26 protein-coding genes are annotated in these 26,836 nt (G+C 37.5%); 17 read left to right on the top strand and 9 right to left on the bottom strand.

The annotated features are described in order from the left end of the window. Positions 1-2 precede the first annotated feature (2 nt). Positions 3-971, top strand: coding sequence for a YihY/virulence factor BrkB family protein (locus tag FS486_RS12195; RefSeq protein ID WP_144511808.1), 969 nt, complete (start codon positions 3-5; stop codon positions 969-971). A gap of 141 nt (positions 972-1,112) precedes the next feature. Here FS486_RS12195 and FS486_RS12190 read toward each other — a convergent pair whose 3' ends face one another. The 3 genes from FS486_RS12190 to FS486_RS12180 all read right to left on the bottom strand — a co-directional run bounded on the left by FS486_RS12190 (position 1,113) and on the right by FS486_RS12180 (position 5,886). Beyond that, a complete protein-coding gene (locus tag FS486_RS12190; RefSeq protein WP_144511806.1) occupies positions 1,113-3,014 on the bottom strand; it encodes a heavy metal translocating P-type ATPase in 1,902 nt (633 codons plus the stop codon). Positions 3,015-3,159: 145 nt separating this feature from the next. Further along, positions 3,160-4,689 (bottom strand): fumarate hydratase, encoded by a 1,530-nt coding sequence (locus FS486_RS12185; RefSeq protein ID WP_144511804.1) that lies wholly within the window; start codon positions 4,687-4,689, stop codon positions 3,160-3,162. 1,011 nt (positions 4,690-5,700) lie between these two features. Then, the gene (locus FS486_RS12180; protein ID WP_144511802.1) at positions 5,701-5,886 is read right to left on the bottom strand and encodes an SE1561 family protein; all 186 of its coding nucleotides are present in this window, start codon (positions 5,884-5,886) and stop codon (positions 5,701-5,703) included. 483 nt (positions 5,887-6,369) lie between these two features. Between FS486_RS12180 and FS486_RS12175 the strand changes: the two genes are divergently transcribed. Continuing rightward, positions 6,370-7,563 carry an MFS transporter gene (locus tag FS486_RS12175; RefSeq protein WP_144511800.1) on the top strand — a complete coding sequence of 398 codons (1,194 nt, stop codon included), beginning with the start codon at positions 6,370-6,372 and terminating at the stop codon, positions 7,561-7,563. 152 nt (positions 7,564-7,715) lie between these two features. Continuing rightward, the gene (locus tag FS486_RS12170; RefSeq protein WP_144511798.1) at positions 7,716-8,162 is read left to right on the top strand and encodes a hypothetical protein; all 447 of its coding nucleotides are present in this window, start codon (positions 7,716-7,718) and stop codon (positions 8,160-8,162) included. A gap of 68 nt (positions 8,163-8,230) precedes the next feature. On the opposite strand, the gene FS486_RS12165 is transcribed toward FS486_RS12170, so the two are convergent. From FS486_RS12165 to FS486_RS12145, 5 genes are all read right to left on the bottom strand, one after another. After that, positions 8,231-9,370, bottom strand: a complete 1,140-nt coding sequence (locus FS486_RS12165; RefSeq protein ID WP_144511796.1) for a zinc-dependent alcohol dehydrogenase — start codon at positions 9,368-9,370, stop codon at positions 8,231-8,233. Positions 9,371-9,540: 170 nt separating this feature from the next. After that, the gene (locus FS486_RS12160) at positions 9,541-9,963 is read right to left on the bottom strand and encodes an SRPBCC family protein (RefSeq protein WP_144511795.1); all 423 of its coding nucleotides are present in this window, start codon (positions 9,961-9,963) and stop codon (positions 9,541-9,543) included. 126 nt (positions 9,964-10,089) lie between these two features. Beyond that, a complete protein-coding gene (gene rlmD / locus FS486_RS12155; protein WP_144511793.1) occupies positions 10,090-11,466 on the bottom strand; it encodes a 23S rRNA (uracil(1939)-C(5))-methyltransferase RlmD in 1,377 nt (458 codons plus the stop codon). Positions 11,467-11,584: 118 nt separating this feature from the next. Continuing rightward, positions 11,585-12,394 carry a polysaccharide deacetylase family protein gene (locus FS486_RS12150; protein WP_144511791.1) on the bottom strand — a complete coding sequence of 270 codons (810 nt, stop codon included), beginning with the start codon at positions 12,392-12,394 and terminating at the stop codon, positions 11,585-11,587. A gap of 52 nt (positions 12,395-12,446) precedes the next feature. Further along, positions 12,447-13,343 (bottom strand): TIGR01777 family oxidoreductase, encoded by an 897-nt coding sequence (locus FS486_RS12145; RefSeq protein WP_144511789.1) that lies wholly within the window; start codon positions 13,341-13,343, stop codon positions 12,447-12,449. 114 nt (positions 13,344-13,457) lie between these two features. Here FS486_RS12145 and recX point away from each other — a divergent pair, with 114 nt between their 5' ends. The 3 genes from recX to FS486_RS12130 are packed head-to-tail and all read left to right on the top strand — an operon-like array spanning position 13,458 to position 14,860. Then, positions 13,458-14,270 (top strand): recombination regulator RecX, encoded by an 813-nt coding sequence (recX, locus tag FS486_RS12140; RefSeq protein WP_144511787.1) that lies wholly within the window; start codon positions 13,458-13,460, stop codon positions 14,268-14,270. Further along, positions 14,263-14,592, top strand: coding sequence for a YfhH family protein (locus tag FS486_RS12135; RefSeq protein ID WP_144511785.1), 330 nt, complete (start codon positions 14,263-14,265; stop codon positions 14,590-14,592). Before recX ends, FS486_RS12135 begins: the two co-directional genes overlap by 8 nt. 1 nt (position 14,593) lies before the next feature. Continuing rightward, on the top strand, positions 14,594-14,860 hold the full coding sequence (locus tag FS486_RS12130; RefSeq protein WP_144511783.1) for a YfhJ family protein: 267 nt from the start codon (positions 14,594-14,596) through the stop codon (positions 14,858-14,860). Positions 14,861-14,902: 42 nt separating this feature from the next. Here the strand turns inward: FS486_RS12130 and FS486_RS12125 are convergent, their stop codons facing one another. Then, a complete protein-coding gene (locus tag FS486_RS12125) occupies positions 14,903-15,883 on the bottom strand; it encodes a metal-dependent hydrolase (RefSeq protein WP_144511781.1) in 981 nt (326 codons plus the stop codon). A gap of 124 nt (positions 15,884-16,007) precedes the next feature. Here FS486_RS12125 and mutY point away from each other — a divergent pair, with 124 nt between their 5' ends. The 11 genes from mutY (at position 16,008) to FS486_RS20175 (ending at position 26,701) form a co-directional block, all read left to right on the top strand. After that, the gene (gene mutY, locus FS486_RS12120; protein ID WP_144511778.1) at positions 16,008-17,078 is read left to right on the top strand and encodes an A/G-specific adenine glycosylase; all 1,071 of its coding nucleotides are present in this window, start codon (positions 16,008-16,010) and stop codon (positions 17,076-17,078) included. Continuing rightward, positions 17,072-17,818, top strand: a complete 747-nt coding sequence (fabL, locus tag FS486_RS12115; protein WP_144511939.1) for an enoyl-[acyl-carrier-protein] reductase FabL — start codon at positions 17,072-17,074, stop codon at positions 17,816-17,818. The genes mutY and fabL overlap by 7 nt, the downstream gene beginning before the upstream one ends. A 59-nt stretch (positions 17,819-17,877) precedes the next feature. Next, on the top strand, positions 17,878-18,114 hold the full coding sequence (locus FS486_RS12110; protein WP_260858099.1) for a gamma-type small acid-soluble spore protein: 237 nt from the start codon (positions 17,878-17,880) through the stop codon (positions 18,112-18,114). 145 nt (positions 18,115-18,259) lie between these two features. Then, entirely contained in the window at positions 18,260-18,799 is a 540-nt protein-coding gene (ntdP, locus tag FS486_RS12105; RefSeq protein ID WP_144511774.1) for a nucleoside tri-diphosphate phosphatase, read from the top strand. Positions 18,800-18,859: 60 nt separating this feature from the next. Further along, positions 18,860-20,608 (top strand): ABC transporter ATP-binding protein, encoded by a 1,749-nt coding sequence (locus FS486_RS12100; protein ID WP_144511772.1) that lies wholly within the window; start codon positions 18,860-18,862, stop codon positions 20,606-20,608. Between the two features lie 233 nt (positions 20,609-20,841). Further along, the gene (locus tag FS486_RS12095) at positions 20,842-21,861 is read left to right on the top strand and encodes an ABC transporter ATP-binding protein (RefSeq protein WP_144511770.1); all 1,020 of its coding nucleotides are present in this window, start codon (positions 20,842-20,844) and stop codon (positions 21,859-21,861) included. After that, a complete protein-coding gene (locus tag FS486_RS12090) occupies positions 21,836-22,819 on the top strand; it encodes an ABC transporter ATP-binding protein (RefSeq protein WP_144511768.1) in 984 nt (327 codons plus the stop codon). Before FS486_RS12095 ends, FS486_RS12090 begins: the two co-directional genes overlap by 26 nt. Positions 22,820-22,843: 24 nt before the next feature. Then, positions 22,844-24,472 carry an ABC transporter substrate-binding protein gene (locus FS486_RS12085; protein WP_144511766.1) on the top strand — a complete coding sequence of 543 codons (1,629 nt, stop codon included), beginning with the start codon at positions 22,844-22,846 and terminating at the stop codon, positions 24,470-24,472. A gap of 70 nt (positions 24,473-24,542) precedes the next feature. Next, positions 24,543-25,547 carry an ABC transporter permease gene (locus FS486_RS12080; protein WP_144511764.1) on the top strand — a complete coding sequence of 335 codons (1,005 nt, stop codon included), beginning with the start codon at positions 24,543-24,545 and terminating at the stop codon, positions 25,545-25,547. Between the two features lie 24 nt (positions 25,548-25,571). Then, complete coding sequence (locus tag FS486_RS12075; protein WP_144511938.1) at positions 25,572-26,462, top strand: ABC transporter permease; 891 nt, start codon at positions 25,572-25,574, stop codon at positions 26,460-26,462. Positions 26,463-26,524: 62 nt separating this feature from the next. Next, the gene (locus tag FS486_RS20175) at positions 26,525-26,701 is read left to right on the top strand and encodes a hypothetical protein (protein ID WP_186321437.1); all 177 of its coding nucleotides are present in this window, start codon (positions 26,525-26,527) and stop codon (positions 26,699-26,701) included. Positions 26,702-26,836: the final 135 nt, after the last annotated feature.

The following is a 26,836-nucleotide window of genomic DNA, read 5'->3' as shown; positions in this document are numbered from 1 at the left end:
AAGTGCAAAATAATCGAGTAAAAGAGCATCTACAAGAGAAAAATACTTCGTCCTCTACCAAATGGTATGATCGATTAAGGTTTTTAAATTCAAAGAAGAAAGATAAAGAAATAAAGGGAGATCAAGATTTAACTACTTGGTCAGGATTTATTAAGCATTTAATAACTCATATTCAGAAAACGGATATTACCGGTTTAGGCGCACAATTGGCATACTTCTTCCTATTATCGCTGTTTCCAATGCTTATATTTGTCGTCACGCTATTACCGTATTTAAATTTGGACGAAGCACAAGTATTTCGCTTTCTAGAAAACTATGCTCCAGAAGATGTATATATTCTTATTGAAGGTACAGTTACGGATGTTTTAAGAAATCGGAATGGAGGACTTTTATCCATCGGGATTATCGGTACTATATGGTCCGCATCCAATGGGATGAATGCTATCGTGAAATCTCTTAATAGATCTTATAAGTTAGATGAAACTCGCTCCTATTTTGTCGTAAGAGGGTTATCGATAATTTTTACATTATTGATGATTGTATTACTCGTCGTTGCACTTGTACTTCCTGTATTTGGACAACAAATAGGGACGATTCTATTTTCTTATTTCGGCTTTGAAGAAGGCTTTATAAAAGTATGGAATAGTTTAAGATGGACTCTTAGTCCGCTTGTCATTTTCTTAATACTAAGTGCTTTATACTGGATTGTTCCAAACAAAAGATTATTTGTAAGAAGTGTATTTCCTGGTGCCGCATTTGCAACAGTAGGATGGATCGTTGTTTCCCTTGGATTCTCTTTTTATGTTAGTAATTTTGGAAATTATTCATCTACGTATGGAAGTATCGGGGGAATTATAGTGCTTATGTTATGGCTATACTTATCTGGTATCATTTTACTAGTTGGCGGACAAATAAATGCAGTTATGCAAGAAAGAAAAATTGCGATAGAAAAAGCAGAGGGCAAAATTTAACCCTCTGCTTTTTTTGTAGAAAGGCGATGAACTGACAACTGCTATATAATTACTGAGAAAAGAGATGCTGCTCCTGGGGTTAGTCAGGAGCAGCATCTCTTTAAAAAATCGTTTATCAGTATAAAGGGTGATAGTGCTTTTCTAAATATTTCTATTCAGCATTCTTAACCCATTCAAAATGACTAAAATAGTACTTCCTTCATGTCCGATGACTCCCAAAGGTAAGTCTACTGCTTGTAGGAAGTTGGAAACGATTAATATTGCAATTACAGATAGGGAAAATATAATATTTTGTTTGACGATTCTTTGCATTTTGCGAGACATTTTTACGGCATATGCAATTTTGGATAAATCGTTTTTCATTAAAATAACATCTGCTGTTTCGAGTGCTACGTCTGTACCTTCTCCCATAGCAAACCCAGTAGTAGCCGTGGCTAAAGCAGGAGCATCATTTATACCGTCGCCAACCATCCCTACAAATTTATATTCCTTTAGAAGTGCTTTCATATGCTCCACTTTTGTTGCTGGAAGGCATTCTGCTATATATTGATCGATGCCTGCTTCTTTGGCAATGATCTTAGCAGTAGTTTCATTGTCTCCGGTAAGCATAACCGTTTTAATACCTAACGTTTGAAGGAGTTTTATCGCTTCTTTTGCTTCTTCACGAACCGTATCTTTTAATGCGGCTATAGCTGCAATACCTTTTTCGTCGCGCATAAAAATAACTGTTTTTCCTTCTGCTGCTAATGTTGTAGCGATCCCGTCATGGAAAGCTAGTGCCTCTACTTTGTTTACAAAGTCAGCTTTTCCGACAAGAATTGTTTGATCATTGATACTTGCTTGTAAGCCAAATCCTGGCTTATCTTCAATATGAATGGAAGGTGGTTGAGCGATTCCTTGCTTTATGGCATAGGAAGTAATAGCTTGTGCTAACGGATGATTAGATTGAGCCTCTATTGTTGCCAAAGTAGTGAGTGTAGCTGTGTGATCTAAATCATCACGAACGAAGAAATCTGTTACGATTGGCTTACCTTGTGTTAACGTACCTGTTTTATCTAGAGCAATTGCTTTCATTTCACTAACGTTTTCTAAATGAATGCCACCTTTAAACAAAATACCACTTTTTGCTCCATTTGAAATAGCAGCTAGTGTTGCCGGCATTATAGATGCAACTAGTGCGCAAGGGGATGCAACAACTAATAAAACCATGGCACGATAGAAAGTAGTATTCCAATCCCAATGAAGCAAAATATGTGGAAGGAATAGCATAAAACCGACTACTACAAGAACTATTTTTACATACATGCCTTCAAACTTTTCGATAAATTGTTGTGCAGGCGATTTTTCATCTTGAGCGGATTGCACTAATTGAATAATTTTTTGAAATAAGGAATCTTCATTTGCTTTCGTCATAGTCATCGTAATAGTACCGTTCATATTTACTGTTCCTGCAAATAATTCATCATTTGCCTGTTTGGCTACTGGAATAGATTCTCCGCTAATCGCGGCTTGGTCGACTACTGTTGTCCCGCTAACAACAGTACCGTCTGCAGGAATGCGTTCCCCTGGTTTCACAACTAATTGATCTCCCAACATAAGCTCACTGACAGGTATACGAGTTGTGGAACCATCCTTATTTAGCTTCCAAGCTTCTTCTGGCTGAAGCTGCATTAATGAAGTGATTTCTTTTTTGCTTTTATTCATCGTATATGTTTCTAATGCGCCGCTCACAGCGAAGATGAATATTAAAACAGCACCTTCCGTCCAATAACCAATAATAGAGGAACCGACTGCCGCTAAAATCATGAGCATTTCTACATTCAGCTCTTTATCTTGTATTGTTGCTTCTATACCTTCTTTTGCTTTGGAAAATCCCCCTATTATAAATGCCAATATATAAAGGCTGATGGAAATCTGTTCATTTTCAACTAACCATGCTAGTAAAATAAGTACCCCTGACAAAAGAGCAGCGACCAATTCTAAGTGGGGGAGTAAACGGTGAACAATAGATTGTCTTGGTAAAGATTCTTTGACTGTTGACATACGATAACCTCCTTGATAATGAAATTCACTCTTATGAAGCTTATAAAATAGCAAAAATGGATTTCTAAGAGAGAAATCCATTTTATATTTATTACTAATTTATAATCATTATAATCTAGGTGGAGCAGTACGTCAATTGTTTCGTTTATTTAAAAACAGGCTCTTTATAGTCAGCCAACTTTTCTAATGAAGACTTATTCACATCTGCATGTAGGCTATTACCATGAGAGTCCATTGTTACGACAGCAGTGAAGTTTTCCACACGTAGATGCCACATAGCTTCTGGAATACCAAACTCCATTAAATCAACGCCTTCAACTGCTTTAATGCAGTCCGCATAATATTGTGCAGCACCGCCGATAGCGTTTAAATAAACTCCGCCATGTTCTCCTAAAGCTGCAAGTGTTTTCGGACCCATTCCGCCTTTTCCAATAACGGCACGAATACCGAATTTTTTCATAATATCCCCTTGATATGGTTCTTCTCGAATAGAAGTAGTCGGACCAGCAGCACGTACATGCCAGTTACCTTCCTCATCTTTTTGCATAACAGGACCACAGTGATAAATAATTTGCCCGTTTAAGTCAACCGGTGCATCATGACTCATTAAATGATGGTGAATCGCGTCACGCCCTGTAAACATGCGACCAGAGATAGAAACAACGTCACCTACTTTAAGGGAACGAATTTGTTCCTCTGAAATAGGAGCTTGAAGTTCTATTACTTCTTTAGGAGCCTCTTCGGTCGAATCTTCTTTGAATTCGATTTTTTCTCCTTCTTGGTAATGCCATTCGATAATTTCTCCAGTTGTCGGGTTGATATTAATCGCCATACGACGGTAAGCCCAACAGTTATACGCAACAGAAACATAGAAACTTGCAGGAATACGGTGCATGACTCCAATTTTACAACCTAGTAAAGTTGCTTCGCCACCGAATCCCATTGTGCCGATGCCTAATGTATTTGCTTTTTCTACAATATACTCTTCTAATTTAGCAAGATCAGCATGAGGATTTGTATCTTCTACATGACGAAATAATTGTTCTTTTGCAAGATCATATCCCGAAGAACGATCTCCCCCAATACCAACCCCAATAAAACCTGCTGAGCAGCCTTGTCCTTGTGCTTGGTAAACGGAATGTAAGATACACTTGCGAATTCCATCTAAATCACGACCAGCACGGCCTAATCCTTCCAATTCGGTAGGTAAGCTGTATTGAATATTTTTGTTTTCACAGCCTCCGCCTTTAAGAATTAGCTTCATTTCAATATAATCTTTTTCCCACTGTTCAAATTTAATGACAGGTACACCTTCGCCTAAGTTATCCCCACTATTTGCTCCACTTAATGAGTCAACAGAGTTTGGGCGAAGTTTAGCATCTTTTGTAGCAGTTACGATTGCACGTTTAATCGCAGTTTTTATTTCAAGTTGGTTAACGCCAATTGGTGTTTTAATCTTGAAGGTTGGCAAGCCAGTGTCTTGGCAAATAGGAGAAACATTATCATCAGCCATTTGAATATTATTTGTAATTGTATCAAGACTCATAGCTGCACGAGTTCCAGCATTTTCAGCTGCTTTCGCTTTTTTTATAGCCCGTCGTACGTCTTTTGGTAGATTCGTAGATGTCTCGGTGATTAAATCATAAATACTTTTTTCTAGTTGCTCCAGTTGCATGTTGTTAACGCTCCTTTAGTTATGTAAGTAGTCATGCCAGTTGGTTATAATAAATTTTTCAAATAAAGATTAATGTGTAACGCCTTACTATAGGGAAAATGTGTCTTAAGGAAGTGTCCACTTGGATTTCCGCTGAAGGACGGACGCTTTCCGTGGGGTGAGTGATGAGCCTTCACCGTCCGCTTTGGCGTTCGTTGTGAAGTCTCATCTTACTCACTTGATCCCACTGGAGTCGCCGTCTTGCAGCTTCAATCCATCCAAATAGACGCTTTTCTCTGTATTTACTTTCCATTAAAAGTTAGGAAATGGCTTAGCGAGACCAATTAGCTCTGAAAGCAACCAATTCACTATGCGGAGCAACCAATTTGCGCTTGAAAGCAACCAAATTGACAACGAACGCAACCAATTCTCCATGCAAAGGCTAGCGGACACTGATTGCCATGCACTTTACTTGAGGTCTCCGCTTAATTTACATGGATTAGATCGTCCATTAAATTTGCGTAACATATCAGTCGTTACTCGCAACTTTATAGACCATATTGCGCAACATTATAAATGAACGGAACTTTATGCTTGGACGCTGACTTGTTATGCCCGGATAACAACATTCTTTGCTCGGAGTGGAAGCAATTTTCTTTGATTTTCTCTGCTGGCGGCGACTCCTGCCGAGGCCAACAAGATGTTGGTCACGAAGGTGTTGCCACACGATGTGGCGATCTTAGCCTTTGTTCCACTGTGGGCAAATGAGACATTCCAACGAACGCGCAAGCGGCGGGAATGGCTCATCGCTCACCCGGCGGAAAGCGTCCGACTGCTGAGAAAATCATAGCGGTCGCTAGTCAAACGCACTGCACTAAGACGCACTCTCCCTAATAAACGAACCTTAATATAAAATAGTAAGCTCTCTTCTTATTTGTAAAAGGAATAATACGGATAACCAAAAGACATGTTAAGTAATAAGCATTACAAGTATACTATTTTCTTTACATGAAAAAAAGAGTAGCTCGGCTGCTACTCTTTTGTGTTTTTAAATTGCTCCATTTTTAACTCTAAGTCATCCATCATTTGAATAAGACGGTCGATATCTTCTAATTCAGTCGTTTCAGGTTCAATAGTATCTAATACTTCTAAAAACATTTGTAGTCGGTCTTTTAAATAAGATACTTGTTGCTCGGGATTTGAAATTTGTTTTCCCACAGAATAACACCTCACTTTGTGCAGATCAATACACTAGAAAGTATAACTTTTTTATATAGTGGCTGTCCAGATGTAGGGGCATTTGGCATGACAGGTTTTGATCTTAAAGGGCATTTTCGCTTTTCGCATATAATAAGATAGATAGGTCTAAAGGGGTGATTTAATATTTTATGTATTTTAAATATTTACACTTATCTGTTTTTGTGGTATTGTGTTATTAAGCCTTACATAGAAGGGAGGCCGTAGTGAATAGTCGAAACCATTCAGTCATTAGAAGGAGGGGGTTCGGACATTTCACCGGCAAACGTGCCGCAAATGCAATTATGAAGACACAAGAGGATAATAGTTATATGTAAAAGGCTCAGTCAGATCTCATGTAGATATCGGCTGAGCCTTTTGTTGATGATTTTTTTATAGGAAGTGAAGGAATTGTCTGATACACTACTGATTAGAATAACTTAGAACATATTAAAGAGGTAGAGTATGCAACAATTTACAGCAATTGAACGAAGAAGGTTTTGGATACTTGTTATTATTGTATCTATATCAGGTTTTTCGCAAGGAATGTTATTACCGCTAATATCCGTAATTTTTGAGCAAGATGGGGTTAGTCCAACTATTAATGGATTAAGTGCTACCGGTCTTTACGTCGGCACCTTAATAATCTCCCCATTTATAGAACCTCCGCTTAGAAGATTTGGGTATAAGCCAATTATTATTATTGGCGGAATCATCGTCATTATCTCCTTATTACTTTTTCCTTTATGGAAAAGTGTGGTATTTTGGTTTGTTTTGAGATTATTTATTGGGATTGGAGATAATGCACTTCACTTTTCTACACAAACATGGATTACTAGCTTTTCTCCACAACAGCGTTTAGGGAGAAATATTGCTATATATGGTCTATCCTTTAGTGTAGGATTTGCTGTAGGACCATTATTTGTGCAACTAGTGGAAGTTTTTGAAGGGCTACCATTTATCATTTCGGGTCTTCTTTGTATAAGTGCATGGGTGCTTATTTTCTTCGTGAAAAATGAAAAACCAGAAATTTATAAAAGCTCAGCTGAATACGAAGGAACGTGGAAACGATTTGGAGCAGCTTTGACAGTTGCATGGGTTGCATTTATACCGCCTTTTAGCTATGGATTTTTAGAATCTTCCTTAAACGCAATATATCCCGTATATGCACTTCGTAATGCAATAGAAGTAACGAGTTTGTCATACATATTAGCAGCATTCTCATTAGGTGGTGTCGTTTCACAATTACCCCTTGGTGTGCTAAGCGATAAAATTGGAAGACGAAAAGTGCTTATTACGATGATAGGCCTAGGAGCATTAACTTTTGGTACAGCCAGCTTGTTTGAAACTTCTGCTCTAATGATCGGCATCTTATTTTTCATTGCAGGTATGTTTGTAGGATCCACGTTTTCACTTGGCATTTCCTATATGGCCGACTTAACACCAAAAGAACTTCTTCCAACCGGCAATTTAATGTGTGGGATTTCTTTTAGTATTGGAAGTCTTTCAGGTCCCTTTTTAGGTGGTCTATTTATTCAACTATTTGAAGGGGTTAGTTTTTTAATTTTAGTGGCGCTTCTATTAGGAACACTTTCGTGTATTATCTTTTTTGCCAATCCTCAAAAGAAAAGAAAGCTAGACGAAACTACATATAATTAGAATCATGTAAAACACTACAAATCGTTTCTTTTATGAAAAAGTCGATAAGTAGTGTTTTTTATTATTCTGAAAACTTAGTCAAAAGAGGTGCAAATGTATCCACTTATGTATATGATAAGTATTAGGAGATAACAGGAAAAGGAGGAATTATAATGCGTAAAAACTGGTCTAGGTATGTGTGGAAACTATTATGGACGATTGGGTTAATTGCTTTATTGATTATTTGTTTTAATCTGGAGCTAAAGGTGAAAAATCATGTTGCAACGACATTCAATATGCTTCCTATTATTTGGTTTCAATTTATTGCTAGTCTTATAGTCGGAAGCTATCTTTCTTTACTTTTTATCAAAGAATGGTCAGTTAAATGGAACTGGTCTTTGATTATTTGTGTGACGCTGCCATTTTTGATTATTTCTATTTATTCTCCGATTGCTATTACAGTCATACAAAACATAGCAAAAGACCCTAATAATTATTCAGTGCCTTTTCCTTTTTGGTTGATGAAAATAAATACGCATGGAATTCCAGCGATAGTAGTGGGACTAACGCTAATGATTGGATTGTTTAGTAAAGGCTTCAAAGCAACTAACAACGAATGAAACATTGAATACCAGATTCAGCTTAGTTCAGAAACTTAATAAGAATCTGGTATCCAACGTTGTTCTTGTTAAGGTTTTAAGACAAACTTAATACTTTCTTCCTCATGATCATGGAAAATTTTATAGGCATCACTTGCTTTATCTAGAGGTACACTATGAGTAATAATTTCCCTAGGATCAAACTCGCCCTTTGCAATCATGTCATATAACATTGGCATGTAGTGGATGACGGGTGCTTGTCCCATTTTCAATGTGACATTTCGTTCAAAAATATTCCCAAGAGGAAACATGTTATATAGTGCGCCATAGACACCGGTCAATTGAATTGTACCAAACTTTCTAACTGCGTTTAAGCCGATATCGATGGCACTCAATGTTCCACCTTGAAGCTTTAGTTTTTGTTCTACTTTTTCCATGACATTCAATTTACCATCCATTCCTACACAGTCGATGACAACATCAACTCCACCATTTGTAATTTCTTTAATATGACTTCCCATATCATCGAAATCCTCAAAATTATATGCTTCTACTTTATTCATGTTCACTGCGTGCTTCAGGCGATAAGGAAGATGGTCTACAGCGATTACTCGTTTTGCACCTTTCATCCATGCAAATTTTTGTACCATTAATCCAATAGGGCCTGATCCAAGTACCGCGACAGTATCACCGGACTTCATACCTGAATTTTCTATACTCCAATAGGCAGTAGGAAGAACATCTGATATGAACAATAATGATTCATCTTCTAATTCACATGATTCTGGAATAACAAAAGGCATGAAGTTCCCATACGGTACTCGTAAAAACTCTGCTTGTCCTCCAGGATAATTACCGTACCGTTCTGTATATCCAAGATATCCTCCTGAATCCACTTTAGGATTATCATTGGAATTATCACATTGGCTCTCCAAATCATTTTGACAATAAAAACACTCCCCACAAGATACATTAAATGGGATAACTACGCGATCACCTTTTTTCACTTTTGTCACATCAGGTCCAACTTCTTCAACGATACCCATCGGCTCATGACCAATAACAAAATCTTTACTAGTAGGTATAGAACCTCTATAAATATGAAGGTCTGATCCGCAAATTGCCGTTGTTGTGATTTTAACAACTATATCATCTTTTTTTTCTAGTTTTGCATCTGGTACATCTTTTACCTGAATATCCTTTGCTCCTTGAAATGTAACAGCTTTCAAATAATCTCCTCCTTAAAATGCTTTCTGCTTAGTCTTTACCCTTTTTTTCATAATAAAACTTCTATTATTTTATTTAGGTCTTGGGGAAAGATCTCTTCTTTATCTACAGATGTGTTTTCAATGCATACAAAAGGGTAGTCAAGACGGTGAAGTCCTGACTACCCTTTATGTTATTGCTCCGTATATTTCTTGAAATTATCTAAAATGGCCTGCCAGCCTTCTCTTTGTTGTTCCAGTGAATTCGTCGTTTCGGCATCAAATACTTCTTGAATCTTCGTATTGTTTTCTACGGCTATAAAAGTAATTTCAACTTTCCTTCCGTCACCTAATGTATAAGAGATGAACTCATTTTCTCTTACTTCATCATACACCCCGCCAAAATCAAATCCGAAGCTTCCATCTTTCGCTTCCATTCTGGAAAGAAATGTACCACCAGCTCTTAAATCGTTTTCTGAAATTGGAGTGTGCCACTCATCAGAAGCACTGTTCCATTTTTTTATATGGTCTGGCTCTGTCCAATATTTCCAGACTTGTTCTACAGGCGCATGTACTGTTGCTTCAATTATTATTTTTTTATTATTTCCTGTTCCCAATTTTATTCCACCATTCTTTATTGTAAATATTGAATCTTTTGACTTTTATATATTTTATCATAAACGTTTATAAATAAAAATTAATAATTAAGCCCGAAAATCAGTGATTGATTTTCGAGCCCAACGTTATTTTTTCAATTCTAACAAGGTTACTGCCTCAACATGTGAAGTTTGCGGGAACATATCCACTGGTTGGATGTATGATATGGTATAAACCTTTGTTAATTGCTGTAAATCTTTTGCAAGAGTAGACGGGTTACAAGAAGTGTAGACGAAACGCTTTGGTTTGATTTCTAAAATGGTTTTGAGTAATTCATCGTCAAGACCTGCTCGTGGCGGGTCCACTGTTAATACATCCGGAACAAACCCTTCATTTTTCCATTTTCCGAGCCATTGTTTAGCTGTCCCATGGACATACTTTGTGTTACTAAAGCCATTACGTTTTGCATTTTTCTTCGCATCCTGTACAGATTCCTCGATGATATCCATTCCTCTGACTTCTTTTGCATTTTTTGCGAGCCAAAGGCCAATTGTTCCAACGCCACAATAGGCGTCTACAACAGTTTCTTTACCTGTAAGTGCAGCAGCTTTTTCAATTTCGTTATATAAATGCTCGGTTTGTTGTGGATTCAATTGGAAGAATGCGCGAGCAGATAAATCAAAAGCTAATTCCCCAAGTTTTTCATGAATCGTTTCTTTCCCAAATAAATTGAACGTTGTTTCTCCAAAAACAAGCGATGTTTTTTCTGCATTAATGTTTTGGCTTATGGACACAATATTAGAATCGATCGCACGTATAAGCTGAACAAGTTCTTCCTTATGTGGCATTTTCTTTTTCGTTGTAACTAGTGTTACTTGAATCTGCCCAGTTTTCATTCCTGTTCTCACGACTATTGTACGTACAATACCCTGTGGATTTTTATCATCATAAATAGGAATATTCAGCTGTTGTAGATAGCCTTTAATTTCGTTTGTAATATGTGTCGTGATTGGATGCTGCACAATACATTTATTTATATCGATTAGCTTGTTGGAGCTTGCAGCATATAAACCAGCAATTACTTTGTTACCAAGTTGTCTTACTTGGAACTGGCTTTTATTGCGATAATTCCAAGGGTCTTCCATACCAATTGTTTGTTTTACTTCGATATCATCAGCTAATTCTTTCACATAACGTTCAAGGGCTTGTATTACTAAATCTCTTTTCTCGATAAGCTGTCTTTCGTATGTCATATGCTGAAGCTGGCAGCCACCGCATGCTTCATAAATAAGACATGGGGGTGTTACCCGGTCAGGAGAGGCTTGACGGATTTTCTTAATCTGCGCTTCCGCATATTTAGGTTTGGCTTCTGTCACTTGTGCAGTGATTACTTCCCCAGGAAGCGCACCTTTTACGAAAATAACATTTCGTTTAAAGAAGCCGACACCTTCACCGTTTATCCCGAGTCTCTTTATCGTTAGGGGGAATTCTTGTCCCACTTGTATAATTGCTTGTTCTTTCATTCCTACACGTCCTTTTCCCAGCCCCTGCTTGAAGTAAAATCCCCACTAAAAAATACAGTGGGGATTGATTGCAAATAGAAGACCGATTGGCTAAATCTTTCCTCTATTATATAGGAGTTTATTGAGGAAGAAAAGAAAGCGGAATATCCTGATTATTCATGTTCAACTCATCTAGTGTTCCAAATGTGTAACCCCTTTTTCTCGCTTCTTTTATAAACATCGGTAGGCCCTCTGCATTATCTGGAGAAACTGTATGCATTAAAATAATTGCCCCAGGATGTATTTGAGAAATCAATTGATCGTAAGCGTATTGTCCTCCTTTTTTTTGATCACGGTGCCAATCAATAAAAGCTACAGACCAAAAAATATGCTGGTATCCAATTTCATTTGCGGCTTCTAGCACTTGTTCGTTAAAAGATCCTTCTGGTGGACGAGTGACAGTTGTTCTTTTTACGGATGTTAGTTCACTTAGTTTTTGGTCAAACTTTTGTAATTCCTGTTGTACACCTTCTTTTGAAAGTCTTGCTAAGTTTGGATGTCCATAAGAATGGTTTCCGATCTGATGGCCCTCTGCAATCATTCTTTTTACAAGAGGTGTGGCACTTTCCAAATAATGACCTGTTAAGAAGAATGTTGCTTTTATATTTTCCTTTTTGAGGGTATCCAAAATACTCTCCGTATAGCCATTTTCATACCCATTGTCGAAAGTGAAATAAATAATTTTTTCATTAGGATCTCCTTTATAAATTGCACCGTGTTTTTCGAGCATTGTATCCAATTCAGCTCCAGCTTCAGGCGGGATTTCATTTGTTGTCTTTTTAAATCCCCAATGAATTTCTTTCGCTTGTGCGGAGAATGGCTGGTAAAAGAATCCCATACTGATGACAAAAGTCGCTAGGACGATGCCGAAGAGATGATATTTCCACATTTAAAACGCAACCTCCTTTTTTAAGTAGATTGCGCTAGTGTGATTTATTTATTCACGAATAAATGTCGGCTAACGCTTTTGGCAAATCAGGAAATTCAAATACAAACCCATTTTCTATTAAGGATTTCGGTTTTACATGCTGTCCTTCTAGTACGAGCTGACTTTTTTCTCCGAGGGCTATTTTGAGTGCTAATGCTGGAACAGGGAAGTAATGAGGACGTTTTAAAACCGTTGCTAACGTCTTTCCAAAATCATTCATCTTTTTAGCGTCTGGAGCGACTACATTAAAAGCACCATCTATAGTATGCTCAATTGAAAAAAGCAATGCACTAGCGACATCTCTTATATGAATCCATGACATCCAATTTTGCCCAGAGCCAATAGGTCCTCCGACAAACATTTTGTATGGTAGAGCTATAAGGGGAAGGGCACCTTCATTTTTTCCTAGAATAATTCCAAATCTCCCGAAGGCTACTCTTACTCCATAATGCTCTGCCAATTTCGCTTTTTGTTCCCAGTCGTATACTGTTTTTGCTAAAAAATCTGTTCCTAATTCGCCCGATTTCTCTGTATATACATTTTTAGTTGAGGCAGGATAAATACCAATCGCACTCGCATTTATGAGAGCAGTCGGTTTTTGCTGTAGTGTTTTTAAAATACGAAGTACTTCATCTGTAGCTTGCATTCGACTGTCGTAGATTTTCTTTTTTTGCTCATTCGTCCATCTGCCGTTATTAATAGATTCACCCGCAAGATTTACGATAGCATCTATACCCTCAAGTTCTTTTTCGGGGGTGGCACCCTCCGTTAGCCATTTTATATAAGTTATACCTTCCGTGTACCCATGAGTATTACGTGATAATATAAATACCTCGTCTCCTCTTTCCTTAAGAAGTTTTATTAATTCGCTTCCCACAAAACCTGTACCACCAGTGATGGCAACTCTCATAGTAATCTCCTCCTATAAGTGATTTTCTTTTCTTACTATAATAGCAGTTCAATCATTTAGAACCTACCAACATATAAGTTATAATAGTAGAAAGATGAATGGAGAGAGTTATTTATGCCCGTTATTACAAGAATAGGTCGTCAAAAAAATAATAATGAACGGTATAACTTATATCTAGATGAAAAGTATGCCTTTAGTGTGGACGAGGCAGTGTTGATAAAATATCAGCTGTCAAAAGGAAAAGTAATTGAAGGTTTTACAATCGATGAAATCGTTTTTGATGATGAAGTAAGAAAGGCTTATAATAAAGCGATACACTTTTTAAGTTACCGTATGCGCAGCGAGCATGAAGTGAAACAGAAACTGTTGCAAAATGAATTTGGAGAAGCCGTCATTTTAGAAGCAATACGAAAACTGTACGAGCATGGGTTTTTAAATGACGAAAACTTTACGAAAGCATTAGTGGCAACGCAAAAGAAAAACAGTAAAAAAGGTCCGGGAGCAATCCGACAAGAACTAAAGAAAAAAGGAATTGAGAAAGATTTGCAAGAAGAAGTGTTAGCTTCGTATTCAGAAGAGGAACAACTTTCAATCGCACGTACACTGACAGAAAAAATAATTAACCAAAACGAATCGAAAACGCCTAGACAGATAAAGCAAAAAGTTCAAGATGCCTTGCAAAGAAAAGGATATAACTTTACAATCATTTCTCAAGCAATCGATTCATTTGAACTCGAAAAAAAGCAAGAGGAATGGGTCGAAATTATCGCTGCACAAGGCGACAAAATTTGGAGGAAATATGCTTCGAAGTATAGTAATTATGATTTGAGAAGACGTGTCAAACAAGCGTTATATCACAAAGGATTTCCTGCTGAGCATATTGACTTGTATATAGAGAAGAAGGAGCTGGAACAACAAGATGAGTGAGAAAAAATATAGCGAGATGACAGAGCATGAACTTAGAACAGAAATAGCCAATTTAAAAGAAAAAGCTCGAAAAGCAGAGCAACTAGGAATTGTAAATGAGTATGCAGTATATGAAAGAAAAGCAACAATGGCACAAAGCTTTTTAACAGATCCCTCCTCGATTAAACCAGGGGAGATGTATCGAATTATTGGAGACCCAGGTATGTTTTTTCAAGTAGAATATTTAAAAGGTAGATTTGCTTGGGGATATCGATTAGGTGGAGATAGATTTGAAGAGGCTTTACCTATTTCATTATTAGAGCCTCTAAAGGAAGGAAAATAAGATGCAGACAAAAATTGATGAGTTAACTAAACAATTACTCGATAAAAATGATCAGCTGTCTGCGGCAAAAGCTCGTGCGTGGATTGAATTGCTATGGTCGGACTTTGAATCCTCCTATGCAAGAGCAGGCTATGAGTATAAAGGAGCAGCAGTAACTGAAATGGTTATAAAAAAATGGATTGATGGGTACGGGGAACAGCTTCATGAGTTTGCAAGCTCTAATGAAAAATATAAGCATTTATTGGAAACGGACGAATTCTTACATTAATAAAAACGCTAGGAATTGTAAAATCCTAGCGTTTTCCGCATTTTAATTTGGCATGAAGTCAAGCTTTTTGCGAAGTTTGTCCTCGCTGAAGATCCAACCAGTATAGGAGTTCACAATTTCTAACTCTTCATTCAAATGGGCAACAGCTACAAAAGGATAATAGTCATTACTTCTATAGCGTAAATCGATTAATCGTACTTCATATAAATGGTCGAATTTTGTAATTTCCCATCTGAAAATTGGAGAAAACGAAGTAAAAGCGCTTAGGTTTTTGTCCTGCAATGCGGCTTTTACAAGATCGGTTTCTGGTAAAGGAATTCGCTCAAATTTGTCGTATATAGAGATGGATCTACCATAAGCTCGTCCAACATAATGGTGGGTTGCAGAAATAGCAGCAATACGCCATTGGAAAAACTTCATGGTCGGAGCCACTATAATTTCATCGGCATCGGGTATGGTATGCTTTACTGAATTTTTTACTGCACTTTGCACTGCAAATCGTAAAATGTAATAGACGAGTATGACAATGTACATAATAAGAAACGTGGAAACTGGATTGGCCCCAAACATCCAGAATAGTAAACCAACTATGTGGATACCGAAAATAATTGGATCAAATGTATTGATGACACCAAGGGCAACCCACTTCCTCGAAAATGGCCGCAGTGCTTGCGTTCCATAAGAATTAAAAATATCAACAAACACATGTAGAAAAACAGCTAAAAATGTCCATAACCATAAATGCAACAAGTTTGCGTCTGGTATTATTAGCCACAACACACCTGAAATAAGCAACGGCCATAATAGAACGGCGGGGATAGAATGCGTTATACCGCGATGATGTCTTATATAAACAGCATTATTCCGTAATTTTAAAACTGTATCTATATCAGGTGCCTGAGAGCCTATAATTGTTCCAGCAATAACCGCAGTTGTCGTAAGGGAGCTACTTGCAACTACCGGATCAGCTAAAGCTAATCCACCAAGAGCAATTCCCATTACAATATGTGTACCTGTATCCATTCGATACCAGCTCCTTTTTGGATCCAAGTTACTTTCATCATAAAATAAATCGACAAAATAACAAAGTACTTACCATTGATATACCCTATTTTCCATGACAATAATCGTAAGGAAGGACTTAACATTGAACGAATTATATAAAAAACAAGTAAGAGATGCCTTAGTATCTTGGTTTATAGAAGAAAAACGTGATTTACCTTGGAGAAAGACGAAAGACCCTTATAAAATTTGGGTGTCTGAAGTAATGCTACAACAAACAAAAGTAGAAACGGTTATACCTTATTATGAAAGATTTATCGCAAAATATCCTTCCCTTGAATCACTTGCAAATGCCAAAGAAGAAGAACTGTTAAAAGAATGGGAAGGTTTAGGCTATTATTCACGTGCGCGAAATTTACAAGCAGGAGTGAAAGAGGTTGTTGAATCTTACGACAGTATTGTTCCTACAACTCGCAAAGAAATTTCTACTTTAAGAGGAGTCGGACCTTATACTGCTGGCGCCGTTTTAAGTATTGCATATGGCGTTCCAGAGCATGCGGTAGATGGCAATGTCATGCGAGTGCTTTCTCGTTTATTACTAATAAAAGAGGATATTGCTAAGCCTAAAACAAAAAAAACATTCGAAGAAGCAGTAATGGAGCTAATTGATGTAAACAATCCTTCGGCATTCAACCAAGGTTTAATGGAGCTCGGTGCAGTAATTTGTACACCTACTAAGCCTAAATGTTTGTTATGTCCAGTCAGAGAATACTGCACTGCTTTTTTTGAAGGAATGCAAGAGCAATTGCCAATTAAGACAATTAATAAGAAAACAAAAGTACATAAAGTGAAGTCCCTTGTAATAGAGGATAACACTGGTAAAATCTTATTAGAAAAACGTCCTGCAAAAGGTCTACTTGCAAATATGTGGCAATTTCCAATGATTGAGCTTCCAACCGCGGCACATACAGTTGAGGAAGTAATGGAACATGATTATGGTGTGAAAATTGTGAAAGGAGAAGAATTGATCCAGTTCAAACACGTTTTTTCTCATTTAGTTTGGGAGCTAGAAAGCTTTGAAGGAAAGCTACGTGTTGAAAAAGAACTTTCTTCTTCCTGCAAATGGTTTACGAAAGAAGAAATAGAAGAACAACCAATGCCTGTTCCGGTCTTGAAAATATGGAACGCATGGAAAGAGAGGAAGAGTATATTATGACAAACAAAGTAGCATTAGTAACAGGTAGCAGCAGAGGATTAGGAAAAGCACTTGCAATAGAGCTTGCAAAAAACGGCTATGATATCGTTGTAAATTATGCGAGAAGTAAAACAGCAGCACTTGAAACAGTTCAAGAAATAGAGGCATTAGGAAGAAAAGCTCTTCTTATTCGAGCAAATGTAGGGGATGTTGAAAAACTTCGCGTCATGTTTCAAACGATTAAAGAAGAGTTTGGCCGATTAGACGTTTTTGTGAGTAATGCTGCATCTGGAGTGTTGCGTCCGATTATGGAATTAGAAGAATCACATTGGGATTGGACAATGAATATTAACGCAAAAGGAATGCTGTTTGGTGCACAAGAAGCGGCGAAGCTAATGCCTTCTGGTGGGAAAATTTTAGGGATAAGTTCACTTGGTTCTATACGTTATTTAGAAAACTATACAACTGTTGGTGTTTCTAAAGCGGCAATTGAATCGCTTACACGTTATTTAGCAGTAGAGCTTGCTGAAAAAGGGATTGCAGTAAACACTGTTTCGGGAGGAGCTTTGGACACGGATGCCCTAAAGCATTTCCCTAATCGTGAGGAATTATTAGAAGATGCACGTAGAAATACACCTGCGGGCAGAATGGTTGAAATAGAAGATATGGTAAAAACAGCAATGTTTTTACTATCTGATGATGCAAATATGATTAGAGGGCAGACAATTATTGTGGATGGTGGAAGATCGATAAAAATGTAAAAAAAAATGAATAGATATTCGTTTCGTGCACATGATATATGTGTACGGAGGTGAAATCCATGAAAAAGAATGTCGGTAAAGGACAAAATGCAGAGTTTGCATCTGAAACAAACGTTCAAGAAGTTAGAGAACAAAATCGTCAATCTCAGTTAGGTAAATCCCAAAAGTCTCAACAAGCTGAGTTTGCTTCTGAAACTGATGTTGCAGAAGTAAGAGAACAGAACCGTCAAGCTGAAATGAAAAAACAACAAGCTAGCGGTTCAAGAGCTAATGGTTCTTTTAACCAAACAAAATAACATGGATTCACCAAAAATCAGCGAAGGCATTTTGCCTTCGCTGATTTTTTTACTATAGTTTTTGAGCATGGATTGTTATAATAATAAAACAAGTATAAAAATTTAACTTAATTCTACATTGGGCGAATTAAAAGGTGGCTAAATGATGGCGATTCCAACAGAAGGAGAAATAATTCAAATCCACAGCTACAAGCATAATGGCAGTATCCACCGTGTCTGGCAGGAAACGATGGTTTTAAAAGGCACCAAAAATATTGTGATAGGAGCAAATGAGCGAACGCTTGTAATTGAGGCGGACGGCCGGACTTGGGTTACAAGAGAACCTTCTATTTGCTACTTTCATGCAGAACATTGGTTTAACATTATTTGTATGCTACGAGAAGATGGTGTATACTATTACATCAATATGAGTTCACCATTTGTTTATAATAATGGACGATTGAAGTACATTGATTATGATCTAGATGTGAAGGTTTTTCCAGACATGACCTATACAATTTTAGATGAAGATGAGTATGACCAGCATAAAAAAGAAATGCAGTATCCAACAGAAATGGATGGTATTTTAGATAGAAATATTGAAAAACTTATTTCGTGGATAAAGCAAAGAAGGGGTCCATTTGCTCCGGATTTTATCGAAGCATGGACAAGTCGTTATCATTTTTATAAACAGCTAAATGAGTAGACGAAAAAACCTGTTGAATACAAGCAACAGGTTTTTCAATTTTAGAAGGGAAGTTGTTAAATGGGATCAATGAAACGGTATATGCAATTTGTTAAACCGTATAACTTTCAAATATTTTTAACGATTGTTATTGGTATTATCAAATTTGCGATTCCTTTATTTATACCAATACTTATCAAAATCGTCATTGATAATATTATTCAAGGCGAGGGATTAACAAATGAACAAAAAATACAACAACTAGTCTATTGGCTTGGAGGAACATCACTTGTCTTTTTAATAGTTCGACCACCAATTGAGTATTACAGACAATATTTGGCCCAGCTAGTGAGCAATAAAATACTGTACGATATTCGAAAACAGCTTTATAGCCACCTCCAAAAACTTGGCTTAAAATACTATTCAAATACGCGTGCTGGAGAAGTTATTTCTAGAGTTATCAACGATGTGGAGCAAACAAAGAATTTTGTTATGATTGGGTTAATGAACGTTTGGTTAGACCTAACGACAATTCTGATTGCAATAGGAATTATGCTAACGATGAATGTAAAGTTAACGTTAGTTACATTACTTGCTTTCCCTTTTTATGCCTTTAGCGTCAAATACTTTTTTGGAAGATTACGCGATTTAACGAGAAAACGTTCACAGGCATTGGCTGGTGTTCAAAGCTATTTACATGAACGTGTGCAAGGGATGAGTATTATTAAAACGTTCACCCTTGAGAAGCATGAGCAAAAATTATTTAATAAAGCAAATGGTGAGTTTTTAGATAAAGCAGTTGACCAAACTATTTGGAATGCTAAAGCATTTGCAGTTGTCAATACGATTACTGATATTGCGCCTTTACTTGTTATAGCCTATGCCGGCTATGAAGCCATTAACGGTAGGCTTTCAGTCGGAACGATGGCTGCCTTTGTTGCATACATCGAACGTTTATATGGCCCTCTTCGACGCTTAGTCAATTCTTCAACAACTTTAACGCAATCCTTTGCTTCGATGGATCGAGTTTTTGAATTGATGGATGAAGAGTATGACATTGTCGATAAAAAAGGCGCTACTACTTTAAAAAATACGCAGGGAGAAGTAACATTCTCTAATGTATCTTTTAAGTATGAAACAGATGGAAGTACCATTTTGAACGATGTAAACTTTCAAGTGAAGGCTGGAGAAACAGTCGCATTTGTAGGAATGAGCGGCGGTGGTAAATCGACGATCATTAGTTTAATTCCTCGATTTTATGATGTGACTAGTGGCAGTGTTAAGATTGATGGGAATGACATACGAGACGTCACAGTAGAATCACTTAGAAATCAAATTGGAATTGTGCTACAAGATAATATTTTATTTAGTGATTCAGTAAAATCCAATATATTAATGGGAAAACCGGACGCTACAGATGAGGAAGTCATTGAGGCAGCAAAAGCAGCCAATGCCCATGATTTCATAATGGAATTGCCGGAAGGATATGAAACGAAAGTTGGAGAACGGGGAGTTAAGCTTTCTGGAGGACAAAAGCAACGAGTAGCAATCGCACGTGTATTTTTAAAGAATCCTAAAATTTTAGTTCTAGATGAAGCTACCTCAGCATTAGATTTAGAGAGTGAGGCTTTAATTCAAGATTCTTTAGAGCGCTTGGCATCCAATCGGACTACAATTATAGTCGCACACCGTCTTTCCACCATTACACATGCAGATAATATATTCGTTATTGAAGATGGTCAACTAGTCGAAAATGGAAATCATGCAGACTTGATGAGTCATAAAAATGTATATTATAATTTATTTCAAATACAACAATTGGATAATTAATTTAAAAAGAGGCGCCTTATAAGTTACTTTCTAACTTATAGGGCGCTTTTTTAGTATAAATAATAAATGAATGGATAGTGAGTGATATGCATAAAAATACTCACGTATTTGGAATAAGGGGGTGAGGATAGTTACAAAAAAGTGTTGCATATAAAGTTAATATGTGTAAAATATTAATATAGCTTATCAAATGATAGAAAATTATAAATTATCTTGAAACGAGGAGGGGCGTTATGACAGAACGTGAAATCATTTTAGAAGTTAAAAATCTTCAAACTTCCTTTTTCACAGATGACGGTGTCATACCATCCGTAGATTACGTAGATTTTCATGTAAAAGAAGGGGAAATACTTGGCATTGTTGGAGAATCAGGCTGTGGGAAAAGTGTAACGTCTCTCTCCATAATGGGGTTAGTACCAAGTCCACCTGGAAAAATTACGGACGGTGAAATCTTATTTAAGGGGAAAGATTTGACAAAGTTCTCCGAGAAAGAAATGCGGAAGGTTCGAGGAAATGATGTTGCGATGATTTTCCAAGAACCAATGACATCCCTAAATCCTCTTTTTACAATTGGAAATCAATTATTAGAAGCAATTACTCTTCATAAAAAGGATTGGAGTAAAAAACAAGCAAAAGCAAGAGCGATAGAAATGTTGAAGCTGGTTGGTTTGCCTCGAGCAGAGGAATTGATGAAAGATTATCCCCATCAACTTTCTGGTGGGATGAGACAGCGTGTGATGATCGCAATGGCACTAGTATGTGATCCCCAAGTATTAATAGCGGATGAACCGACGACCGCACTTGATGTAACGATTCAAGCTCAAATACTAAAACTCATGCGGGAATTGAATGAAAGGCTTAATACTGCTGTTATTTTAATCACTCATGATCTTGGAGTAGTAGCTGAAACATGTGAGCGTGTTGTTGTCATGTACGCAGGAAAAGTAGTAGAAGAAGGAACAGTTGAAACGATTTTCACTAATCCACAACATCCTTACACAAAAGGACTAATTGCTTCTGTACCTGATATGCGTTATAAAAAGCAACGTTTATATTCTATCCCAGGAAATGTACCAAAGCCTGGAACCATTCCAACTGGCTGTAGGTTCGCTGCACGCTGCGAATTTGTTTTTGGAAGATGCACGAAAGAAAATCCTCCGTTATATGAAACCTCTGAAATCCAAAAAACAAGATGTTTCTTATACGATGAGAAGGAGGTAGGAGTCGATGACAAAACCGCTGCTACAAGTTGAGGGGTTAAAGAAATACTTCCCAATCCGTTCTGGGGTGTTAGCAAAACAATCCGGTTATGTGAAAGCGGTTGATGATGTCTCCTTTTATGTCAATGAAGGAGAAACACTAGGAATCGTAGGGGAATCTGGATGTGGAAAATCTACTACTGGTCGAATGCTTATGCGATTACTTGAACCGACAGAAGGTAAAGTAACATTCGAGGGAAAAGACCTAACAGAAATATCAAATAGCGAAATGAGAAAAGCGAGAAGAGAAATTCAGATGGTGTTTCAAGACCCATATGCATCACTCAATCCAAGGCATACCGTTGAAAAAATCTTAATGGAGCCTTTAATCGTTCATAATATCGGAAACAAGAAAAGTCGAAAGAAAAAAGTGTATGATTTTTTAGAAATTGTAGGACTAAGTAGTTATCACGCTAAAAGATATCCCCATCAATTTAGTGGGGGACAAAGACAGCGCATTGGAATTGCTAGAGCATTGATGACCAATCCAAAGCTAATTATTGCAGATGAACCCGTCTCAGCACTAGACGTATCAATTCAGGCACAAGTTCTGAATCTGATGCAAGATTTACAAAAAGAGTTAAAGCTAACATATATATTTATTGCGCATGATTTAGGGGTGGTGCGCCATATAAGTGACCGTGTTGGCGTTATGTATTTAGGTAGAATGGCTGAACTTGCTACAAGTGAATCTTTATATGAAGAGCCTCTTCATCCATATACGAAAGCATTACTTTCAGCAGTTCCTGTTCCTGATCCAGAACATCAAAGGGAACAGATTATATTAGAAGGGGACATTCCGAGCCCTTCAAATCCGCCAACAGGCTGCACGTTTCATACAAGATGTCCATTTAAAATGGAAGCTTGTACATCTGTGGTACCTAAATTAGAAGAAGTGAAACCTGGTCATTTTGTTGCCTGCCATTTATATAATGAGCTAGTGCAGCATTGATAATATATTTACGGAGGGGTTAAAGTGGGAAAAAAGAAAATATGGTCATTTTTGTTGCTGATGTTACTCGCACTAAGTTTCGTACTAGCTGCATGTAACTCATCAGATGACAGCACAGAAAAAGAGAATGAAGGTACAAAGGATAATGGTTCTGAATCAGCAGGAGATAAAGTGCTTGTTTTTGGACGCGGGGGAGATTCTACTTCATTAGACCCTTCTACTGTGACTGAAGGAGAATCATTTAAAGTTACAAAAAATATCTATGAAACATTATTAAACTTTGGAGAACAGGATACAACAATTCATGAAGGTTTAGCAACAAAATGGGAACCATCAGAAGATGGCCTAACATATACATTTACACTTCGTGAAGGAGTTAAATTCCACGATGGCACTGACTTCAATGCAGAAGCTGTAGTGAAAAACTTTGAACGTTGGGCAAATGGTTCAGAAGAAAAATTCCCATACTATAAATCGATGTTTGGTGGATTCAAGGGAGAAGAAGGTCGTGTAATCGATTCAGTTACAGCTGATGGAGATTATACTGTAGTATTCAAACTTACAAGAGCACAAGCACCTTTCTTAAAAAATATCGCGATGAGTCCGTTTGCAATTGCAAGCCCAACTGCATTTGAAAAAGACGGTGACAAATTCGGCGACAATCCAGTTGGAACTGGTCCATTTAAATTCGTTGAATGGAAACGTAATGATTCTATTACAATTGAAAAGTTTGACGGTTATTGGGATGAAGCTCTTCCTAAATTAGATAAAGTTATATTCCGTTCTATTCCAGACAATTCAGCTCGTTTAAATGATTTACTAAATGGTGCAATTGATCTAGCAGATGGAATAAATCCATCCGATGGAACAACAGTAGAGGGAGAATCATCTTTACAACTATTTGAACGTCCTTCTATGAATGTTGGTTACCTAGGCTTAACAACAACACGTCCACCTTTTGACAATGCGAAAGTTCGCCAAGCAATAAATTATGCTATTGATAAAGAAGCAATTGTGGAAGCATTCTTCGAAGGTCGTGCAGAAATAGCGAAAAATCCACTTCCATCTTCAATCAGTGGATTTAATGATGATATTACAGGATACGAATACAACCCAGAAAAAGCGAAAGAATTATTAGCAGAGGCTGGATTCGCAGATGGCTTTGAAATGGAATTATGGGCAATGCCTGTACCAAGACCATATATGCCAGATGGGAAAAAAGTTGCGGAAGCTATTCAAAAGAACTTAGAAGATGTTGGTGTAAAAGCGAAAATCGTATCTTATGAATGGGCAACTTATTTAGAAAAAGCTAGTAAAGGTGAAGCGGATGCGTTCCTATTAGGTTGGACTGGTGATAATGGAGATGCAGATAACTTCATCTACGTATTACTTGATGGAGACAATATCGGAAGCAATAACTACACTTACTATGACAACAAAGACTTACACAAGATCCTAATTGAAGCACAAACAGAAGTTGATGAAGACAAACGTAATGAATTGTATAAGCAAGCCCAAGAAATTATTTTTGAAGACGCTCCTTGGGTACCACTTGCTCACTCAACTCCATTACTTGCGGGTAAAGCGGAAATAGTAAACTTCTTACCACATCCGACTGGATCTGATTTGTTATCGAACGTCGACTTTAAGTAATATGCTTGAAGGGGAGAGGTCTTCGTGATTTCTCCCTTTTCTTATTCAATTGGATGGAGAGGTGATAGCAGTGCTTCACTATATTGGAAAACGATTATTACAACTAATTCCTGTTTTACTTGGAATGACATTTATTGTATTTATGATTATCCGGGCAATACCTGGAAATCCAGCTCAAGTAATATTGGGACAATTAGCCTCAGAGGAAGCGATCAAAGCTTTAGAAGAAAAGTTAGGTCTGAATAATCCATGGTATACTCAATACTTCGATTACTTGGTTGGCCTTTTAAAAGGAGATTTAGGGGAATCGATGCGAACAGTTCAACCTGTTTCGAAAGAAATTTGGCCATATTTAGCAGCTACGTTTGAGTTAGCTTTGTTCGCAGTTATTATCGCAGTAATTATTGGAGTGAATGCAGGTATTATATCCGCATGGTTCCAAAATTCTTGGTTTGATTATTTAGCGATGATTGTAGCGTTAATCGGTGTATCGATGCCTATCTTCTGGCTAGGTTTGATGGAGCAATGGTTATTTGGAATTGAACTTCAGTGGTTACCTACATCGGGGAGAGAAGAAGTGAGGAATCCCGTTGCAGCCGTCACCAACTTATATGTCATTGATACGATATTGAATGGACGATTTGATCAGCTTGGACAAGTGTTAAAGCATTTAGTATTGCCAGGTATTGCACTTGCTACTATTCCAATGGCTATTATTGCAAGAATGACTCGTTCAAGTATGCTAGAAGTCATGCGAAGTGATTTCGTTCGTACTGCAAGAGCCAAAGGACAAAAAATGTTTTGGGTTGTATACAAGCATGCTTTAAAAAATGCAATCATTCCAGTATTGACAGTTATAGGTCTACAAATGGGGCTGTTATTAGGGGGAGCAATTTTAACAGAAACGATATTTAGTTGGCCGGGCATTGGAAGATATATTTATGACGCAATTCAATTCCGTGATTATCCAGTTATCCAATCAGGAATTCTTGTCGTTGCTTTTATGTTCGTCATGATTAATTTATTTGTAGATATTTTATATGGTTTGATCGATCCAAGGATTAAATACGACTAAAAGGGGGAAACGAATATGACTCAAATGGTTCCGAATTCGACAAATGAAATAGTTGTTCAAGCAGATACGTCGACCGGTCCTTGGCGAGATGCATGGCGAAGCTTTCGTAAAAATAAAGTGGCGCTAGTAGGAGCAGGGATTGTTCTTTTCTTCATCCTTTTAGCGATTTTTGGTCCGTTTATTGCACCACAAGGAATCAACGAACAGTCTATAAAAGACCACCGCTTGCTTCCACCATCTAGTGAATTTTGGTTTGGTACAGATGATTTAGGGAGAGACATTTTTTCCCGAGTTATCCACGGTGCAAGAATTTCGCTTTGGGTTGGTTTCTTCTCAGTAATTGGTTCTGTTATTGTAGGGAGTATTTTAGGAATTATTGCTGGCTACTATGGAAAATGGATAGATATGATTATATCCCGCATTTTTGATATAATGCTTGCATTTCCTAGTATTCTATTAGCAATCGCAGTTGTTTCTGTGCTAGGACCTTCCCTACAAAATGCTTTAATAGCCATTGCAGTGATTAATATTCCTAACTTTGGTCGACTCATCCGCTCGAAAGTATTGAGTATCAAAGAAGAGGAATACATAACGTCTGCCAAAGCGGTTGGAATGATGGATTTTCGTATTTTATTTTCTCATATTTTACCGAACTCCATGGCACCTGTAATTGTAGCAGGAACTTTAGCAATCGCATCTGCAATTATTGAAGCAGCTGCCCTTGGATTTCTTGGGCTAGGCGCACAAGCCCCACAACCAGAATGGGGAAAAATGCTAGCAGATGCCCGTGTTGTGTTACGTAATGCACCGTGGGCAATGGTGTTCCCAGGTCTTGCAATTATGTTGACGGTTCTAGGGTTTAACCTAATGGGCGACGGTTTACGAGATGCTTTAGATCCACGCATGAAGAACTAAAAAAATGTGTCATCTAGTTAATTAGATGACACATTTTTTTGTGGAGCAATAGGGGATGATGTTTGAATAAAAGGGAGTCTGCGTCTGTGCATAAAGAGGGGCTGACCGAGCATAAAAGATTCGTATCCGAGCATAAGAGGTTCGCATCCGAGCATAAGAATGCGATCCGAGCAAAAGGTGTCCGCAACCGAGCAGAAAGAGTCTCTATCCGAGCAGAAAGAGTGTCTATCCGAGCATAAAAGGTTCGCATCCGAGCATAAGAATATCATTCGAGCAAAAGGTGTCCGCATCCGAGCATAAAGAGTGTCTATCCGAGCATAAGAATATCATTCGAGCAAAAGGTGTCCGCATCCGAGCAGAAAGAGTGTCTATGC

The organism is Bacillus sp. FJAT-22090 (genome assembly GCF_007676755.1).
GTDB lineage: Bacteria > Bacillota > Bacilli > Bacillales_A > Planococcaceae > Psychrobacillus.
This window is presented reverse-complemented; position numbering and strand designations above follow the sequence as displayed.